The organism is Solwaraspora sp. WMMD1047 (assembly GCF_029626155.1).
Taxonomy (GTDB): Bacteria; Actinomycetota; Actinomycetes; order Mycobacteriales; family Micromonosporaceae; genus WMMD1047.
In genome coordinates this window covers 5,413,379-5,430,441 of sequence record NZ_JARUBL010000001.1, presented here as the reverse complement: position 1 = coordinate 5,430,441, position 17,063 = coordinate 5,413,379, and the positions used below count along the sequence as shown (strand labels likewise).

Below are 17,063 nucleotides of genomic sequence, written 5' to 3'. Positions count from 1 at the left end.
CAGGACAAGCAAGCATCCTCAGGAGGCCGACATGACCGCGCGGAACCGACTACGGTCGGCACTCTGGCTGCCGCTCTTCGACGACCTCGCCGACCCGAGGGTGGTGGCGCGGCTGGCCGCCGACGCGGAGGAGGCCGGGTGGGACGGCTGCTTCGTGTGGGACCAGCTGAGCTGGCGGGCGCCGGTCCGACCGCTCGCCGACCCGTGGATCACCCTGGCGGCGGTGGCCACCGCGACCGAACGGCTGCGGCTGGGTCCGATGGTGTCGCCGCTTCCCCGTCGCCGGCCGACAAAGGTCGCCCGGGAGACCGCGACCCTGGACCGGCTCAGCGGCGGCCGACTCATCCTCGGAGCCGGCATCGGCAGCGACCAGTACGGCGCCGAGCTGTCCAGGACCGGCGAACAGCTCGACGATCGGCGGCGGGGCGGGATGCTCGACGAGTCCCTGGCCATTCTGGCCGCCGCCTGGTCCGGCGAGCCGGTGCACCACCACGGCGAGCACTACCTCGTCGACGACATCAGGTTCCTGCCCCGGCCGGTCGGTCGGCCCGGTGTGCCGGTGTGGGCCGCCGGATTCCCCGGCAACATCAGGCCGATCCGCCGGGCCGCCCGGCTCAACGGCTTCTTCCCGGCCAATCTCGAACACCCGGACCAACTCGCCGAGATCGCCGCCACCATCACCGACCTCCGAACAGGTGCGACCGGACCATACGACATCGCCATCGGCCTGCCATTCGACGCCGACCCCCGGCCGTACGCCGCTGCCGGCGCCACCTGGTGGCTGCCGGAGTTCGAGCCCGGCGTGGCGCTCGACACGGTGCGCGGCGTGCTCCGCGACGGCCCGGCCGACCCTGCCGGTGGAGGACTACCCGGTCCGGGCGGTGATTGAGTTGTTCGACTACGACGCTGAGCTGAGCCGCTACCACCGGCGGCTGCTGGCCGCCGCGAGCGTTCAGCCCGCAGATCGGGTGCTCGACATCGGCTGCGGTGCCGGGCAGACCACGCGGGACGCCGCCAGATTCGCGACCTCGGGCAGCGCCCTCGGCGTGGACCTGTCTGGCCCGATGCTCGACCGCGCCCGCCAACTGAGCGATAGCGAAGGAGTCCGCAACGTCGACTTCGAGCGGGCGGACGCCCAGACGCACCCCTTCGCGCCGGCGAGTTTCACCCTGGGGCTCAGCCGGTTCGGCACGATGTTCTTCAACGACCCGGTCGCGGCGTTCACAAACATCGGGCGGGCACTGCGGCCGGGAGCGCGGCTGGTCCAGCTCGTGTGGCAGGCGTACGACCGCCAGGAGTGGTCCCGCGCGATCCGACCTGCCCTGGCCGGTGGCCGGACCATGCCAACCGGGTCCAGCCGGAGCGCCTTCTCGCTGGCGGATCCGACCGTGATGACCGGCGTCCTGACCGCCGCCGGCTTCACCGCGGTCGAGATCACCGACGTACGCGAACCGGTCTACTACGGTCCGGACGCGGCCAGTGCCCGCGACGCCCTGTTCGAACTCCGGATGGTCCAGGATCTGGTCGCCGAACTGGACGACGCCGCGACGGCTCGTGCGCTCGACCGACTGCTGGCCATGCTTGACGAGCATGACGTCGGCGACGGCGTGTGGTTCGACTCCCGTGCCTGGCTGGTTACCGCGGCGCGGCCAGCGCTCAGCGGGGGTCTCCCCACCGACCAGCCCGCCGCCGACCGGGGGCGCCTGCAACGTCCGTTACTCGGTCCTACACCTGGGACACCTACCTGACGAGCAGCATCACCATCACCAACACCGGCGCGACCACGATCGCCTCCTGGGAGCTGAAGTTCCCGCTGCCCGCCGGACAACGCATCACCACCGGCTGGAACGCGGTGTACTCCCCGATCAGCGGTGATGTCACGGCCCGTGGCTACGATGACCACGTCACTATCGGTCCAGGCGCCACTATGGCCATCGGCTTTGTGGCCACCCACACCGGTGACACCGGCGCCCCGTCCTGGTTCACCCTCAACGGGACGCCCTGCTCACTCGGTTGAGCCCTCATCGGTCGTGTCCGTGCCCGAGTCGCCCTGCGCGTCGAGGTCACGCAGGGCATAGCGGAGATGTTGCCACTCCTCGTCGAAGATCACCTGGAGGCAGTGCAGCACGGATTCGTGGTGATCCGGCCACCACGCCGTCGGTCGCGGCTCGGCGAGCAGATCCGGGGTGACGGTGGCGAGGAAGTCCCGGACCATGGCCTGCCGCTCGGCACGCACCTGGAGGGTCTCGGCGAAGGTCGGCGTCCCGGTGGCGAAGATCGAGGTGTCGAAGCCGTCCGTCTCGTACTCGACGTGCGGCTGGCCCAGCGGGTGGAAGGGCTGCGGCAGGCGGAGGATCGCCTTGCCGAGCCACGCGTCGGCGGCGAACGCGAGGTGGCGAAGCGTCTGCGCGAACGACCACTCGCCGTCGACCGAGACGTCGACGGCGCCATCGGGCATGGACCGGGCCCGGTCGACGGCGGCGGCCCAGGCCCGTTCGAGCGCCGCCCATCCCGCGCGCAGACTGTCCGGCTCGGTGGCCTGCCTCAGCTCACGCCCGGGGAACCGCCGGTCGAGCTCGGCCTCGACCAGTGGCACGACGTCGACGCCGTTGACCAGGAGTGTCCCGTCGGCCAGCCACGGTGCGTCGACGTCCAAGCCGTTCACGTCGACGCCGCGCATCACCGCGCCGGCAAGCGTCGACCTGCTGAACCGCGCACCCCGCAGGTCCCTGTCGACGAAGGTTGTGCCACTGTCGCTGGCCATCGCACCCCATCCCTCCACTGATCAGGCGATGCTAGAACCCGGGTCCGACAATCGAGTTCTGCCTCCTCGCCCAGGGCAGCAGGATAGGAGCCATGCTCACGATCGGGATGCTCGGCGGGATGAGCTGGGAGTCCAGCGTCCACTACTACCGGCTGGCCAACGAGCTTGTCCGCGACCGCCTCGGTGGCCTGCACTCGGCGCGGTGCGTGCTGTACTCCGTCGACTTCGCCGAGATCGAACACCTCCAGAGCGGCGGGCAGTGGGAGGAGGCGGGTCGGCTGCTCGGCCAGGCCGCCGCCGCGGTGCAGGCTGCGGGCGCCGACCTGCTGTTGTTGTGCACCAACACCATGCACAAGGTTGCCGACCAGGTCCAGGCCGCCGTCACCATTCCGCTGCTGCACCTGGCCGACGCCACCGCCGACGCGGTCACCGCCGCCGGACTGCGCACGGTGGGACTGCTCGGCACCGCCTTCACCATGGAACAGGACTTCTACCGCGACCGGCTCAGCCACCACGGCCTGCGCGTGCTCGTCCCGGCAGCGGAGGACCGCGCCGAGGTGCATCGCATCATCTACGACGAGCTCTGCCTGGGTGAGGTCCGCGAGGCATCAAGACAGACCTACCGGACGACAATCGCCCGCCTCGTCCGGGCCGGCGCACAGGGCATCATCCTCGGTTGCACCGAGATCGAGCTGCTGATCTCGGCCGCCGACAGTCCGGTTCCGGTCTTCCCGACCACCCGGCTGCATGTCGAAGCGGCCGTCGACGCCGCACTGGCGGACCCTGGGCACGCCGGCGCGGGTCACCGGCCTCACCGGTGACCCGCGCCAGCTCGTCAACGTGCCTCGACCCGCGGGCTCACGGGTTGCCGCTGGGGCAGTTTCTCGCGTACCCGCCGGCCGTCACCACGGCCCCGGTCGCGTCACCGACTCGGACGGCGATGGTCACCGCGTTGCCCGGCACGCAACCGATGGAGACGTTGCTCCGGTTGTTCAGCGAGCTGACCACGCTGCCGTTCACGATCCATTGGGTGGTGACCGGGGCGATCCCGCCGTGCCGGCGGACGTTGCAGAGGAACCGGGCCCGCAGACCCTCGCAACCGAACTGGGTGATCCGCAGCGCACCGTTGTCGAGGTAGAGCAGCCGGTTCGGCGACCCGGAGCCGGGGTTGCCCACCTTGCCGGTGCTGGCGCTGCCGATCAGCTCCTCCTGCACCTGCGCCGGGGTGAGCGTCGGGTTCGCCGCGAGGGCCAGCGCGGCGGCGCCCGCCACGTGCGGGGCGGCCATCGAGGTGCCGTTGATGCTGTTGGTCGCCGAGTCGGAGGTGTGCCAGGCGGAGGTGATGCCCACGCCAGGGGCGAAGATGTCGAGGCAGGTGCCGTAGTTCGAGAAGCCGGCGCGGGCGTCGTTGATGTCCGTGGCGCCGACCGTGATGCCCTCGGCCACCCGGGCCGGGGAACGGACACAGGCATCGGTGCTCTCGTTGCCGGCCGCCAGGCTGTAGGTGACACCGTCGGCGATCGAGCGGCGGACGGCATCGTCGATCGCGGTGTTGCCGCCCCCACCGAGGCTCATGTTCGCCACCGCGGGCGCTCCCGCCGGATGGTGGGCGGTGACCCAGTCGATCCCGGCGACGACTCCGGCGGTCGTACCGTTGCCGGCGCAGTCGAGCACCCGCACCCCGATCAGGGTGGCCGCCTTGGCGACGCCGTGGGCCGCCCCGCCGACCGTGCCGGCGACGTGCGTGCCGTGGCCGTTGCAGTCGTCGGCCGCGCCGCCGTCGACCGCGTCGAACCCGGTGACGGCCCGGCCGCCGAAGTCGCCGTGGGTGAACCTGATGCCCGTGTCGATCACATAGACCGGTACGCCGGCGGCGGTGCGCGGATAGGTGTAGGCGCTGTTGAGCGGCCGGTTCTCCTGGTCGATCCGGTCCAGCCCCCACGACGGCGGGTTCAGCTGGGTGTCCAGCAGCCGTACCCGGTGGTTCTGTTGGACGTACGCCACCGCCGGGTGGGCCGCCAGCCGTTCGGCCGCGTCCGCGTCCAGCGACACCTCGAAACCGCGCAGCGCCGACCGGTAGACGTGCCCGACCCGGCCGGCCCCGGCGGCGGCGAGTTGGCCGGCCGTGGCCGCCACCGACGTACGCGCGACCGCGGAGTCCCGGAGAACGACGAGGTAGCTGTCCGCGATCGCGGTCGCGCCGCCGGCGTGCAGTACCGGTCCGGTCGGCTCGACGGCGGCCGCCGGACCGCCACCACCCAGGTAGAGCGCCGTCGCCAGCAGTGCGGCGGCCGTCGCCCGCATGGCTCGGGCCGGACCGCGGACGGATCCTGTCGGTGAGCGCATCAGCTTCCCCTCCTTTGATCGCCGGGATGTCCCGCCTGACGACCGCGCACCCGGAGGTGGGTCGTCCGCCGGCCGGTGCCGACCGGGGACGCGAGCGGGTCGACCGGGGACGCAGACAGTAGAGCCGACGACCCCCGGCAGCCGGTACCGCACTTCGCAAGGCGGCAGCCGAGCATTCGTGATCCGGAAACGGCCGGGTGATGATGGGCCGATGATTCATTCGTTCCATCTGGCGCTGGTGCCGCCGTCGGTGACCGTTCGGGCACTGCTGCGCGGCCCGCGGGCGGCCGGGCTACGGCACGCCGAATGCCTCGCGTTGATGCGGCTCGGCGCCCCGGCGGTGTCGCTGGAGCGGATGCAGCTGCGGCGCCTGGCGATGTTCGCCGAGTGGGCGGACGAATCGGCGTTGGAGCGGTTCCTCGCCGACGACGGTCTGGGGCGGCGGCTCGCCGGCGGCTGGCACGTGCGGTTGCGCTACCTGCGGCGGTACGGCGAGATCGCCGCCCTCGCTGGGCTACCGACGGTGGCGGGCCGCTGGGATCCGGAGGAGCCGATCGTGGCCGTCACCCTGGCCCGGCTCAAACTGCCCGAGCTGCCCCGGTTCCTGACCTGGGGGCGGCCGGTCGAACGACTGGTCGCGGGTCACCCCGGCACCACGTACGCCACCGCCGCGATCCGCCCGCCGCACACCTTCTCGACCTTCAGCATCTGGCACAGCGTGCGTGCGATGACCGACATGGTGCACGGCCGCAGCGCCGTCCCGCAGGCCCACACCCACGCCGTCGCCATGGCCGAACAGCACCGTCGGGACTTCCACCACGAGTCCGCCTTCATGCGGTTCCGCCCGCTGTCCGAACACGGGACCTGGGAGGGCCGCCGCCTCCTTCCGTAGCCGGGGGTCGGCTACCCGCCGGTCGCGGTGAGGGCCTGCGCGGCTGTGAACAGCTCGCACTCCCGCCCCGGACGGTAGGAGTCGTCGGCGGAGGGCTCGGCCCGTTCGAGGTTGACGTGACACCCGCTCGGCCCGGCGGCCGGGCCGGTCGCCACCCGGGCCCTGGACTGCGACGTGTTGACCGCCCATGGCTCGGACCTGCGCATCGTGGTCTACACGGCGCCCAGGGCTCCCCGGACGCCGACAAGCTCGATCTCCTGCGCATCAGCGGAGCAGTGCCCATCTCCCCGAGCGGCTAGGGCGGCCACGCCCGATGCGAGTGGACGGGACCTGGGCGGTCACTGGAGCGGTCGGGTGCGTGTGCCGTGGCCCGAGGCGTCCGGTACGCGGGTGCGCACCGGACGCCTCGGGTTCGGGATCAGCCGGTGATCGCGAACGGCACGGTCACCGTGGACTGGGTGCCCTGGGCGGCGGTGGCGTCGACCCGGACCGTGGTCGGGGCGTTGCCGATCGCGTTCCACAGCTCCAGCTTCACGCAGCCCCGGTTCATCGCCGCCAGGTTCCCGGTCGACGCGGCCAGCCCCGCCGACTGGGTGTAGGTCTCGGTGCCGGGCACCGGGTCGGTGGCGAAGTACCGGTACGTCTCGACCCGGCCGAAGGTGCCCGAGCCGCTGGCGTCGTACGAGATGCGGGCCTGGACCCCGGCCCCGACGGCGCCGCCGGCGTCGACGTGCAGCGCGAAGGCACTCGCCCCGCTCACCGACCCGGTCAGCCCGCAGACCGTGAAGGTGGCCTGGTTGCGGGGGGTGCCGTCGAAGTTGCCGTTGGCGGCCGGCAGGGTCACCGTGGTCGCGCCGCCGCCGGCGGTGGCCGACAGGACGCCGCCGGAGCGGACGAACAACCGGTTCGACCCGACCGGCGGGGCGGTCGTCGGTGGGGGAGTGGTCGGCGGTGCGGTGGTCGGCGGCGGGGTGGTCGGGTTCGTCGTCGGCGGGGTGGTCGGGTTGGGCAGGCCGCCGTTGGCGTTGCCGCCGCTCCAGGTGAACGCGCCGGTGGTGGCCGTCTTCCCGGCCGGCACCGTCAGGGTCCGGCCGTCGGAGAAGGTGACCGTGATCGGGTTCGCCGAGATGTTCGACGCCACGTAGGTGCGGTTGCCGTTCTTGGTGAAGACCGAGTACAGCGGGTGGTTCGCGGTCACCGTGGTGTCGACCTGGCCGAGCGCGGCCAGGTTGCGGATCCAGTGGAAGGTGTGCGCCCGGGTCTCACCCTCCTCGATCGGATAGTTGGGGTTGGCCCGGAAGTTCGCCAGCGCGGTGTCGCCGTTGTTCAGCGCCTGGAACGACCAGAGGATGTCCTGCCACACCGTCGGCGGGCCGCCGTTGTTGGTCACGAGCGAGTTCCAGTTGGTCGGGATGTAGCCCGGCCGGTAGCCCAGGTAGAGCGAGCCGCCGGTGATCGGCAGCATGTTGATGCCCTGGATCATCTCCGGATCGGCGCTGAACCAGGTCGCGTACGCCCCGCCGTCACCCCAGACCATGCCGACCGAGGTGTGCCCGAACCCGGCCGGGAAGTTCTCGTTCGACGAGTCGAACCAGTACTCCTGGATGGCCGCCGCCTGGGTGGTGTAGATGTGCAGGCCGGCGTCCCGGATCGCGGTGTTGCCGGTGGCCAGTCCCCACTGGATCAGGGCGTTGGCGAAGTTCATCCCCTCCGACGAGGACTCCTGGTTGTTGCCGGCACCGAACGCCGCGTGCCCGGCTGCCCAGTCGTGGCCCGCGTAGATGTCGAAGTCGCGCAGGAACGGGAACATGGTGTCGCCCCGGTCCCAGCCGTTGGCGTCCCGGATCAGCAGGTTCACCATCCCGCCGTACCGGCTGGTCGAGGCCCAGGTCGGGTCGAACTTGGCGAGCGTGGCGGCGGCGGCGATGTAGTAGCCGTAGTGGAAGTGGTGGTCGTTGAGGTCGGTGTCCGAGCCGTACGAGGCCGGGTAGCCGACGAGCGTGCCCCAGGCCCGGTCGTAGTGGAAGACCCGCTGGGTCTTGCCGGGGGTGGCGGTGAACCAGTCGGTCAGCCGGGTCCGGATCGCCGACAGCAGCGCGTCGCGCTGGGCGGTGCGGCCGAGCTGGTCGGCGATCTCGGCGAGCCGGGCGGCCCGGCCCAGCGCCTTGCCGGTCCAGTAGGTGTCGTTGTTGAAGCCGGCGAACGGGTCACCGCCGGCCACCTGGTCCAGGTAGCCGCCGAGGGTGGCCAGGTCGCCGCCGGCCGAGGTGGCCACGGCCGGGACCTCCGGCAGCACCCCGTGGTAGCGGATGCCGGTGCTGAACGACGAGGTGCCGACGAGCGTCTTCATCGGACCGCGCGGCGAGACGTAGGTCTGCCCGATCGGGGTGCCGCCGGCCAGGTTCTTCCACTGGTGCGGGTAGAGGGAGGCGACGGTGTTGCGTTCGGTGCCCTCCCGGGCGGTGGTGGTGAAGCCGTAGGTCGCGGTGACGGTGCTCGACGACTGGTTGTAGGCCCAGGAGACGCGGGTGCCGGTGACGTGCGCGTGGGCGTACCGGCCGTAGCTGTCGGCGAGCGCGGTGCGGGTCGCCGCCGAAGTGCCCGGCGTGGTCGGCAGCAGGGCCACCGACAGGTAGCCGCGACCGGCCAGGTTCGAGGTGATCTCGCTGCCGCCGACCGTCCAGGTGGCGCCGCTCGGGGCGTACGCGACGTAGTCGTGGCCGCGGACGGTGAAGCCGATCCGGTTGCCGCTGTTGGTCCAGACCGTCGGCGGGCCACCGAAGGCGAGCCGGGCGTTGCCGCCGGTCACCTGCGCGTACACGAAGGGCAGTCCGTGGCCGATGGTGGCGCGCAGGGTGCGGGCGCCGTCGGACCAGTACGGGCTGACCGTCCAGTCGGTCCAGCCGTCCACCTTGACGTCGGGGGAGTTCAGGCCGGTCACCCCGAGGGTGAACTCGGTGGTGTACGGGAAGTGGTACTCGCCGACCCCGGTCGAGGTGCCGGAGATGGCCGCCTCGGTGGTGTACGAGACGCCGAGCCCGCCGGCGGCGGTGTCGAACGACATCGGGTGGGCGTGCAGCGGCTCCGAGTAGGAGCAGTCCCAGCGCTTGAAGAGCAGCGACGACCACCAGTCGTTGGTGGGCACCGCGCCGGTCGGGGCGTTGCCGGTGACGTACTGGCGCGGGTTGCTGGCGATGTTGCCGCAGGCGGTGGGGGCGGCGCCGCCGGCCGGGCGGGTGGTGGTGTAGCTGCCGGCGCCGATGGTGTCGGCGTCCGCGCCGCGCGCCACCATGACGGTGAGGGCGCCGGCGGCCAGCGCGACGGCGGCCGCGGCCGCCAGGCCGCGCCGGGCGGTCGAGCCGGGGACAGGGGATCTCATGGTGCCTCCGGGGGAAGGGCAAGGATTTCGTACGCATTAACGAGTCGTTGCGAGCAGGGCACCAGAGGGCAGCCGGCTCTGTCAATGTTTCGGCCCGAACTTTGCCGTCCATGGGCTGTCGAGTCCCATTCGTATTGACAGCCGCCGGTCCGGGCGATAACTTCTGTGAGAGCGCTCTCAGGGCCGGCGATGCCAGGTTGGCGCGGTTGCTGATCCACTACGGAGGGCTAGCGAAAGAGCGCTCTCTGAGACGACCTGAATTGCATCGGACGCATTCGGGTTGCCCGCCCCGAAATGCGGATGGCGTTCCCGGGTGGTATAGCGATCAGTTCGGCGGGCCGGCGGCGAGTGCGAGTCGGACCGCCGCGTTCCGGGCGCCGGTCCACCGCCGCGCCTGGGCCAGTCGGCCGACGAGGTGCGAGACCCGGGCCAGCCGCTGGGTGGGCCGGCGCCGGGCGCGGTCGTAGCGGGCCAGCGCCACCGCGACGGCCGGCTCGTCGATCAGACAGCGCCCCAGCGTCACCGCGTCCACGAGCGCCTCGCACGCCCCCCGGCCGAGGTCCGGGGTCATCGCGTGCGCGGCGTCGCCGATCAGCGCCACCGACCCGGCCACGTAGGACGGCAGCGGCGGGGCGAGGTGGTAGAGGTCGTGCCGGAGCACCTCCTCCTCGCGGATCCCGGCGAGCACCCGACGGACCTCGTCGTGCCAGTCCCCGAAGAGCGCCCGCAGGAGGGTCACCTCGCCGCCCGGGGCGCGCCCGCCGGCCGGGGTACGCAGGGAGGCGTACCAGTTGGTCCGGCCGTCCTCGCGGGGGGTGATGCCGAACCGGCGACCCGGCCCCCAGGTCTCGGTCACCGCTGAGGTCGCGCCCGGCACCGTGCCCCGCCAGGCGGTCACCCCGGCGTAGCGGGGCGCGCCGGCGGCGCCGAAGAGCTGGCCCCTGCTCCGGCCGAAGATGCCGTCCGCGGCGATCACCACGTCGTGGTCGTCGACCAGGTCCGACACGCTCGTCACCTCGCTGTCGAAGGTCACCGTGCCGGGGGAGAGGGCGCCGGCCAGCAGTCGCAGCAGGGCCGGGCGGGAGATCAGGTGCACCGTGTCGCCGGTCCGGCGGACCAGGGCGGCCACGTCGATGGTGGCGATCCGGCGGCCGTCCGGCCGCCGGAACTCGCCGGTGCGCTGCGGCGCGCCGATCCGCCGGACCTCGGCGCCGATGCCGAGCGCGTCGAGTGCGCGCAGCGCCTCCGGCCACATGCCGAGCGCGGTGCCGGCCCCGCCCAGCGTGCCGGCCCGCTCGTGGACCCGGACCGACCACCCGGCCCGCTGCAATATGGCAGCCGCGGCCAGTCCGCCGATGCCGCCCCCGATGACTGCCGCGTTTCCCGTCATGGAGGCGACGGTACTACGGATGTAGTTGCTGTGACTACGGATGTAGTTGTTAGGGTGAGCACATGTCCAGGCAGGAGGAGTTGGCCGACGCGGCGATCCGGGTGCTGGGCCGGCGTGGACTGCGCCAGCTCACCCACCGGGCGGTCGACGCTGAGGCGGCCCTACCCGCCGGCTCCACCTCCAACCGCTACCGGACCCGGGACGCACTGCTGCGCGCGGTGGTGGAGCGGCTGGCCGTTCTGGACCGCGCCGACTGGGCCCAGCTCGCCCCGCCCGGCGGACCATCCGCATCGCCCGGCGGGAGCCGGCCGGTGGCCGGGCTGGTCCCGGCGTTGGTGGACTTCGTGCGGCTGGCGCTGGCCGACGGGCGGGACCGCACGATGGCCCGGTACGCGCTCAGCCTGGAGGCGGCGGTCAACCCCGAACTCGCCGCCGAACTGGCCCGCGGCAGCGCCGAGATCCGCAGCTGGGCCACCCCGTGGCTGCGCGCCGCCGGCTCGACCGATCCGGACCTGCACTGCCGCCTGATGCTCGACTACCTCGACGGCGTCCTGCTGCACCAACTGGCCTACCGGGACCCGGACTTCGACCCCCGACCCGGCATCGAGACCATCCTCCGTGCCCTGCTCACCCGGTGATCGCAAAGGATCCGGTGCACGACAGCACACCGGATCCTCCGCGATCACGGATCAGTTCATCGACAGGTGTACGTGGTTGGTGTGGTCGCCGGACGGCGTGCCGTCGCCGTTGTACGCCCGCCAGCCGCTGCTCGGCAGCCAGATCTGCCGGAACCAGATCACATAGAGCACCCCGAGCCGACTCGCGTTGTTGACGAAGTACGCCGCCAGGTTGTTGCCGTAGGTGCGGTCACCGCCGGTGGCCGTACCCTCGAAGCCGTTCTTCTGGGCGGCGAAGTCGCACGCCTTGCCCTGCGGGTGCTCGCCCGAACCGCCGCTGCGGAAGCAGGAGACGAACCGCGTGAAGCCGGCCGCCTTGGCCTGCTTGAGGGCGTTGAGCGTCCGCGGGGTGATGCACCCCGAGGTGGTCGGGTCGTTGAGGCTGCAGGACTCGTTCGGGAACGAGCCGTCGGAGTTACGCGCCACGGCCCGGGCGCGGGCCGAGTTGGAGCCGCTGACCCCGCCGCTGGGGCCGCCGCTGCCGACCGCCGCCAGCGCCCGCTCGGCCTGCTGCTTGCGCTTGGCCATCACCTCGACCTGCTTCTTCTCCTCGGCGACCTCGGCGTCGATCGCCGCCTTCGCCCGGGTCTGCTGCTCCTTGGTCTCCTGGAGCTGACGCAGTTGCCGGTCCTCGTTCGCGGCCACCGAGTCGAGGGTGGCGGCCCGGTCCAGGAAACTGTCCGGTGAGTCGCTGGCCAGCAGCGCCGACACCGGCCCCAACCGCCCGGTGCGGTAGGCCCGGCCCGCCAGGTCGCCGAGCTTGCGGTTCTGCTCGGCGAGGTCGGTTTCGAGTTGCTTGAGCAGCTCGGTGAGCTGCTTCTGCCGCTCGGTCGACTTCTTCAGCGCGGCCTGCGCGTCGAGGAAGCCCTTGGACGCCTCCTGCAGCGCCTTGCGCAGGCTGTCCGAGCCGCCCTCGTCGAAGTCCTGCTGGGCGAGGACCGGGGCGGCGAGTGGTGTCGCGGGTCCGGCGGCGACCGCCGTGCCGGTGCTCACCAGGGTGGCCGCCAGGCCGACCGTGACGGCGGCGAACAGCCGGGCCGCCCATCGGGTGTTTCGGCGCGACGCGGGTCTGGCGGCCCGGCGCGCGTGCGCATGTCGTACGGATGCCAGTGCTGGCATTGCCACGTCCTTCCGTCAGCCGCCGACCGGGTTAGCTGACGGGTTCGGGACGGAAGATCCCTACCGCTTTCGCGGATACACCCCACGTACATGGTTCCCCGGCTCGCAGGACGCGATTAGGCGACGACCACCGCAGGCGCCGTGAGGGCGCCGCCCGGCGGCGGCCGTCGCCGAGCCTACCGGCTGTTATCCGGCTCTCTCAGGTGAGAAGGGGCGAATTAAGACGTAGCTAAGCCGGGCGGTGAGCGCCGTCACCAGGTCGTCGGGCCGCAGCCCCCGGGGGAGGTGCCCGGTTCGACCTGCAGGGTCGCGTGCTCGATGTGGAACTCCTCGGTCAGCGCCGACCGGGCCGCGGTGAGCACCGTGCCGACCTCGGCGTCGGGGTCGATGGTCAGGTGGGCCGAGGCCACCTCCATCCCCGAGGTCAGCGTCCACACGTGCAGGTCGTGCACGTCGGAGACGCCGGGTACGGCGCAGAGCCGGGACCGTACGGCCGGCACGTCGAGGTGCTCCGGCGCGGCCTGCACCAGGATGCGTACCGCGGCCCGGCCGAGCCGCCAGGTCCGGGGCAGGATGAACAGCCCGATCCCGACCGCGACCAGTGGGTCCGCCCACCACCATTGGGTGGTCGCGATCACCACGGCGGCCACGATCACCCCGACCGAGCCGAGCAGGTCACCGAGCACCTCCAGATACGCACCCCGCATGTTGATGTTGTCGCGGGCGCCGGACCGGAGCAGGGCGAAGGCCACGATGTTGGCGAGCAGGCCGGCGACCGCGACCACCAGCACCGGGCCGGCGGTCACCTCTGGTGGGTCGTCGAGGCGGCTCACCGCCTCGATCAGCACGTAGACCGCGACGCCGGAGAGCAGTACGGCGTTGGCGAGCGCGGCGAGCACCTCCAGCCGGTAGAGGCCGAAGGTCCGCTGCGGGTCACCCACCGCCCGGCGGGCCGCGGTGATCGCCGCCAGGGCCATCCCGATCCCGAGTACGTCGGTGAACATGTGCCCGGCGTCGGAGAGCAGTGCCAGCGAGCCGGTGAGCAGGGCGGTGACCGCCTCGACGAGCATCAGGGCGGCGAGCAGCCCGAACGCGGCCCAGAGCCGACCCCGGTGCTGGTCGGCGGCCCGCGAGGCGGCCCCGCCGTGGTCATGACCTGCGCCCACGCTCACACCATCCTCGATCAGGCCGACTCGGTCCAACGTATGCTGACATTGCTATGTATGCAACTGTGAGTGCGGTCACCCGGCTGGCCCTGGCATCATCGGAACCGGCCCGCAACGAAACCCGTAGATGCCTGCCGACCCCGGGCCCGAAGGGACTGCGATCATGCGTCACCGCGGACGCAACCTGCCGGTCAACCGCCGCACGCTGCTGATCACCACCGCCCTCGCCGTCACCGCCGCCGGACTGCCGGCCGCCCCGGCCGCCGGAGCCCCGGCCATCACCGGGCCGGTCTTTCCCGACAGCTTCCCGCTGCCACCCGGTTTCCAGCCGGAGGGGATCGCGATCGGCTCCTCGCCGTACGCCTTCTTCGGCTCCCGGGCCACCGGCGCGATCTACCGCGCCAGCCTGGTCACCGGCCGGGGCGAGATCATCAACCCGGGACCGGGTACGCCCTCCCTCGGCCTCAAGATCGACAAGCGGCTGCGGCTCTTCGTCGCCGGCGGGACCGGCGGCGACGCCCGGGTCATCCACGCCCGCACCGGCGAGCTGCTGGCCAGCTACCGGCTCGCCGACGGGGCCAGCTTCGTCAACGACGTCGTCCTGACGCCGGGCGGGGCCTGGTTCACCGACTCGACGAACCCGGTGCTCTACCGGCTGCCGCTGGACCGGGCCGGCCGGCTGCCCGGCCCGGACGGCGTCGTCCGGGTGCCGCTCACCGGCGACATCGCCTACGGCACCGGGATCAACGCCAACGGCATCGTCCGGACCCCCGACGGCACCGGCCTGCTGATCGTGCAGTCCGGCACCGGCCTGCTGTTCCGGGTCGACCCGCGCACCGGGCTGACCCGCACCGTCGACCTCGGCGGGGAGTTGCTGACAAACGGCGACGGCCTGCTGCTCGACGGGTGGACCCTCTACGTGGTCCAGAACCGGATCAACACCGTCGCCGTGCTCGGCCTGGACCGGGCCGGCACCCGCGGCCGGCTGCTGACCCGCCGGACCGACCCCAGGTTCGACGTGCCGACCACGGTGGCCGCCTACGGCCGGCGGCTCTACCTGCCGAACGCCCGCTTCTCCACCCCGCCGACCCCCACCACCGAGTACGACGTCATCGCGATCCCTCGGCACTGAGCCCGACTGTCGCCCGCCGGGAGCGCCGGCGATCGACCCCGCCGGAAGCTCCCGGCCCCGCCAGCTATCGGACGTCGACCGTGGTCAGGCGCTGGGTGGCCCGGGACAGGGCGACGTAGAGGGTCCGTACCCCGGCCTCCGAATCGGCGCGGATCTCGCCGGGGGCGACCAGCAGCACCCCGTCGTACTCCATGCCCTTGGCCTGCAGCGCGTTCACCACCTGGTGGCGGTCCGGGTCCGGCAGCCCGGCCAGCCAGCCGGCCACCTCGTCCCGGCGCGGGACCGGCGTGATCACCCCGACCGTGCCGTCGACCTCGGTCAGCAGCCGGGCCACCGCGTCCCGGACCACCGCCGGCAGCTCGGCCGCCGGCGCCGACAGCTCCACCGGGGCGACCCCGGTGGAGCGCACCGCGGTCGGCAGCACCAGGTCGGGGTCGATCTCCCGGATCACCGCGGCCGCGGCCGCGAAGATCTCCGCCGAGTTGCGGTAGTTGGTGGAGAGCGTGAAGCTGTGCCGCGCCCGCCGGCCCAGCGCCCGGTCCCGGGCCCGGTGCAGCTCGGCCGGGTCGCCGGTCCAGGCGGTCTGGGCCGGGTCGCCGACCACCGTCCAGGAGGCGATCCGGCCCCGCCGGCCCAGCATCCGCCACTGCATCGGCGAGACGTCCTGCGACTCGTCGACCACCACGTGGGCGTAGTCGCGGTAGTCCGCCGGCCGCTCGGTGGCCGCCTGCCGGGCGGCGCGCTGCCGTTCGGCGGCGGTGCTCAGCTCGCGTACCCCGCCGGCCACGTGGAACGGGTCGCGCCTGCGCCGGGGCGGCTGCGGCGGACGGCCGAGCAGCTCGTCGAGCTCGTCCAGGATGGCCACGTCGGCGAAGCTCAACCCGCCGGTGGCCGGCGCGGTGTACGACTCGGCGAGCATGGCGATCTCGGCCGGGGTGAGGATGCCGGCGGCGTACCGGCGCAGCCGCGTCGGCCGGGCCAGCCAGTGCAGCACGTGCCGGGGGTGCAGCCGGGGCCACCAGGCCCGCAGGAAGTCGCGGAACTCCTGCCGTTCGGCCAGCTCGTCCTCGAAGGTCCGCTGGTCGGGCAGGCGGCCGATCCGCAGCCGCTGGGCCTGGCTCCAGAGCGCGCCGAAGAGGCCGTCGATGCCGGCCCGGCGTACCTCGTTGCGGCGGGCGCCGCGCGGCAACGCCCGGGCCCGGATGCCGTCCAGCTCGGCCCGGCCGAGCCGCAGCAGCTCACCCCGGTAGAGCAGGCGCAGCTCGCCCGGCCCGTCCGGCACCGCGTCCCGGACCGCCCGTTCCAGCACCCGTCGCATCCGCAGCGACCCCTTGACCGCGGCGATCGCGGCCGGGTCGGAACGGGTCGCGGTGACCCCCGGGAAGAGCGTGCCCAGCGAGTGCAGGGTGGCCGCGTCCTCACCCAGCGACGGCAGCACCGAGGAGATGTAGTCGACGAAGACCGAGGACGGCCCGACCACCAGCACCCCGCCGCCGACGAACCGGTTGCGGTCGGAATAGAGCAGGTACGCGGCCCGGTGCAGGGCGACCGCCGTCTTGCCGGTGCCCGGCCCGCCCGAGACGATCGTCACCCCGGAGGCGGGGGAGCGGATCGCCTCGTCCTGCTCGCGCTGGATGGTCGCGACGATGTCGCGCATCCCCCGGCCGGTGGCCCGGGCCAGGGTGGCCAGCAGCGCCCCGTCGCCGACCACCTTCATCCCGGGCGGCGCGCCGGCCGGGTCGAGCAGGTCGTCCTCGATCCGGGTCACCCGCTCCCCGGTGGAGGAGATCATCCGGCGGCGGACCACGCCGCGCGGCTGGGTGGCGGTGGCCTGGTAGAACGCGGCGGCGGCCGGGGCCCGCCAGTCGATCACCAGCGGCTCGGCGCGTTCGCCGCGGACCCCGAGCCGGCCGATGTGCAGCACCGAGGAGTCGCGCAGGTCCAACCGCCCGAAGACCAGCCCCTCGTGCTCCGCGTCCAGCACGTGCCGGCGGCGGGCGGCGTGGAAGACCATCGCGTCCCGCTCGACGAGGGCGCCGAAGTTGCCGACCCGGGCGAGTTGGTAGCCCTCCTTCTCCGCGACCGCGGCGGACTGGCGCAGCTCCGCCAGCCGGGCGTACACGCGGTCGAGGTGCTGCTGCTCGGCGGCGATCTCCTGCTGCAGGGTGGTGGGGTCGGTCAACGCGCAAGCTCCTGGC

General features: G+C 72.7%; 15 protein-coding genes and 1 riboswitch. Of the genes, 7 read left to right on the top strand and 8 right to left on the bottom strand.

All coding sequences use genetic code 11. The annotated features are described in order from the left end of the window. Nucleotides 1–31 precede the first annotated feature (31 nt). From O7627_RS24755 to O7627_RS24745, 3 genes are read left to right on the top strand one after another with little or no spacing between them, the layout of a single operon-like run. A complete protein-coding gene (locus tag O7627_RS24755; RefSeq protein ID WP_278095871.1) occupies nt 32–889 on the top strand; it encodes an LLM class flavin-dependent oxidoreductase in 858 nt (285 codons plus the stop codon). Further along, complete coding sequence (locus O7627_RS24750; RefSeq protein ID WP_278095870.1) at nt 858–1,748, top strand: class I SAM-dependent methyltransferase; 891 nt, start codon at nt 858–860, stop codon at nt 1,746–1,748. The genes O7627_RS24755 and O7627_RS24750 overlap by 32 nt, the downstream gene beginning before the upstream one ends. Then, nucleotides 1,745–2,017, top strand: coding sequence for a cellulose binding domain-containing protein (locus O7627_RS24745; protein ID WP_278098422.1), 273 nt, complete (start codon nt 1,745–1,747; stop codon nt 2,015–2,017). Before O7627_RS24750 ends, O7627_RS24745 begins: the two co-directional genes overlap by 4 nt. On the opposite strand, the gene O7627_RS24740 is transcribed toward O7627_RS24745, so the two are convergent. Next, nucleotides 2,006–2,764 carry a DinB family protein gene (locus O7627_RS24740; protein ID WP_278095869.1) on the bottom strand — a complete coding sequence of 253 codons (759 nt, stop codon included), beginning with the start codon at nt 2,762–2,764 and terminating at the stop codon, nt 2,006–2,008. The genes O7627_RS24745 and O7627_RS24740 overlap by 12 nt on opposite strands. A 92-nt stretch (nt 2,765–2,856) precedes the next feature. Here O7627_RS24740 and O7627_RS24735 point away from each other — a divergent pair, with 92 nt between their 5' ends. Further along, nucleotides 2,857–3,585, top strand: a complete 729-nt coding sequence (locus tag O7627_RS24735; protein WP_278095868.1) for an aspartate/glutamate racemase family protein — start codon at nt 2,857–2,859, stop codon at nt 3,583–3,585. Nucleotides 3,586–3,622: 37 nt separating this feature from the next. Here the strand turns inward: O7627_RS24735 and O7627_RS24730 are convergent, their stop codons facing one another. Next, nucleotides 3,623–5,110: a S8 family peptidase gene (locus tag O7627_RS24730; protein ID WP_347404673.1), complete on the bottom strand. Its 1,488-nt coding sequence runs from the start codon at nt 5,108–5,110 to the stop codon at nt 3,623–3,625. 211 nt (nt 5,111–5,321) lie between these two features. On the opposite strand from O7627_RS24730, the gene O7627_RS24725 reads away from it, so the two are divergent. Then, nucleotides 5,322–6,002 carry a hypothetical protein gene (locus O7627_RS24725; RefSeq protein ID WP_278095867.1) on the top strand — a complete coding sequence of 227 codons (681 nt, stop codon included), beginning with the start codon at nt 5,322–5,324 and terminating at the stop codon, nt 6,000–6,002. Nucleotides 6,003–6,013: 11 nt separating this feature from the next. Here the strand turns inward: O7627_RS24725 and O7627_RS24720 are convergent, their stop codons facing one another. The 3 genes from O7627_RS24720 to O7627_RS24710 form a co-directional block, all read right to left on the bottom strand. Continuing rightward, nucleotides 6,014–6,208, bottom strand: a complete 195-nt coding sequence (locus O7627_RS24720) for a hypothetical protein (RefSeq protein ID WP_278095866.1) — start codon at nt 6,206–6,208, stop codon at nt 6,014–6,016. Between the two features lie 212 nt (nt 6,209–6,420). Then, nucleotides 6,421–9,381: a glycosyl hydrolase gene (locus O7627_RS24715; protein WP_278095865.1), complete on the bottom strand. Its 2,961-nt coding sequence runs from the start codon at nt 9,379–9,381 to the stop codon at nt 6,421–6,423. Between the two features lie 325 nt (nt 9,382–9,706). Continuing rightward, nucleotides 9,707–10,771 carry an FAD-dependent monooxygenase gene (locus O7627_RS24710; protein ID WP_278095864.1) on the bottom strand — a complete coding sequence of 355 codons (1,065 nt, stop codon included), beginning with the start codon at nt 10,769–10,771 and terminating at the stop codon, nt 9,707–9,709. A gap of 62 nt (nt 10,772–10,833) precedes the next feature. Between O7627_RS24710 and O7627_RS24705 the strand changes: the two genes are divergently transcribed. Next, entirely contained in the window at nt 10,834–11,409 is a 576-nt protein-coding gene (locus tag O7627_RS24705; protein ID WP_278095863.1) for a TetR/AcrR family transcriptional regulator, read from the top strand. Between the two features lie 51 nt (nt 11,410–11,460). On the opposite strand, the gene O7627_RS24700 is transcribed toward O7627_RS24705, so the two are convergent. Beyond that, on the bottom strand, nt 11,461–12,567 hold the full coding sequence (locus O7627_RS24700; RefSeq protein ID WP_278095862.1) for a hypothetical protein: 1,107 nt from the start codon (nt 12,565–12,567) through the stop codon (nt 11,461–11,463). A gap of 4 nt (nt 12,568–12,571) precedes the next feature. Next, nucleotides 12,572–12,700, bottom strand: a riboswitch (cyclic di-AMP (ydaO/yuaA leader). Nucleotides 12,701–12,818: 118 nt separating this feature from the next. Then, nucleotides 12,819–13,733 carry a cation diffusion facilitator family transporter gene (locus O7627_RS24695; RefSeq protein WP_278095861.1) on the bottom strand — a complete coding sequence of 305 codons (915 nt, stop codon included), beginning with the start codon at nt 13,731–13,733 and terminating at the stop codon, nt 12,819–12,821. A 163-nt stretch (nt 13,734–13,896) separates the two neighbouring features. Here O7627_RS24695 and O7627_RS24690 point away from each other — a divergent pair, with 163 nt between their 5' ends. Next, the gene (locus O7627_RS24690; protein ID WP_278095860.1) at nt 13,897–14,865 is read left to right on the top strand and encodes a superoxide dismutase; all 969 of its coding nucleotides are present in this window, start codon (nt 13,897–13,899) and stop codon (nt 14,863–14,865) included. Nucleotides 14,866–14,929: 64 nt separating this feature from the next. Here the strand turns inward: O7627_RS24690 and O7627_RS24685 are convergent, their stop codons facing one another. Beyond that, complete coding sequence (locus O7627_RS24685) at nt 14,930–17,047, bottom strand: AAA family ATPase (protein ID WP_278095859.1); 2,118 nt, start codon at nt 17,045–17,047, stop codon at nt 14,930–14,932. Nucleotides 17,048–17,063: the final 16 nt, after the last annotated feature.

Bases quoted from the DNA above. Each gene is read 5' to 3' on its own strand.
- O7627_RS24755 (WP_278095871.1), top strand. From the start codon at position 32: ATGACCGCGCGGAACCGACTACGGTCGGCACTCTGGCTGCCGCTCTTC.
- O7627_RS24740 (WP_278095869.1), bottom strand. From the start codon at position 2,764: ATGGCCAGCGACAGTGGCACAACCTTCGTCGACAGGGACCTGCGGGGT.
- O7627_RS24735 (WP_278095868.1), top strand. From the start codon at position 2,857: ATGCTCACGATCGGGATGCTCGGCGGGATGAGCTGGGAGTCCAGCGTC.
- O7627_RS24730 (WP_347404673.1), bottom strand. From the start codon at position 5,110: ATGCGCTCACCGACAGGATCCGTCCGCGGTCCGGCCCGAGCCATGCGG.
- O7627_RS24725 (WP_278095867.1), top strand. From the start codon at position 5,322: ATGATTCATTCGTTCCATCTGGCGCTGGTGCCGCCGTCGGTGACCGTT.
- O7627_RS24720 (WP_278095866.1), bottom strand. From the start codon at position 6,208: ATGCGCAGGTCCGAGCCATGGGCGGTCAACACGTCGCAGTCCAGGGCC.
- O7627_RS24715 (WP_278095865.1), bottom strand. From the start codon at position 9,381: ATGAGATCCCCTGTCCCCGGCTCGACCGCCCGGCGCGGCCTGGCGGCC.
- O7627_RS24710 (WP_278095864.1), bottom strand. From the start codon at position 10,771: ATGACGGGAAACGCGGCAGTCATCGGGGGCGGCATCGGCGGACTGGCC.
- O7627_RS24705 (WP_278095863.1), top strand. From the start codon at position 10,834: ATGTCCAGGCAGGAGGAGTTGGCCGACGCGGCGATCCGGGTGCTGGGC.
- O7627_RS24700 (WP_278095862.1), bottom strand. From the start codon at position 12,567: ATGCCAGCACTGGCATCCGTACGACATGCGCACGCGCGCCGGGCCGCC.
- O7627_RS24690 (WP_278095860.1), top strand. From the start codon at position 13,897: ATGCGTCACCGCGGACGCAACCTGCCGGTCAACCGCCGCACGCTGCTG.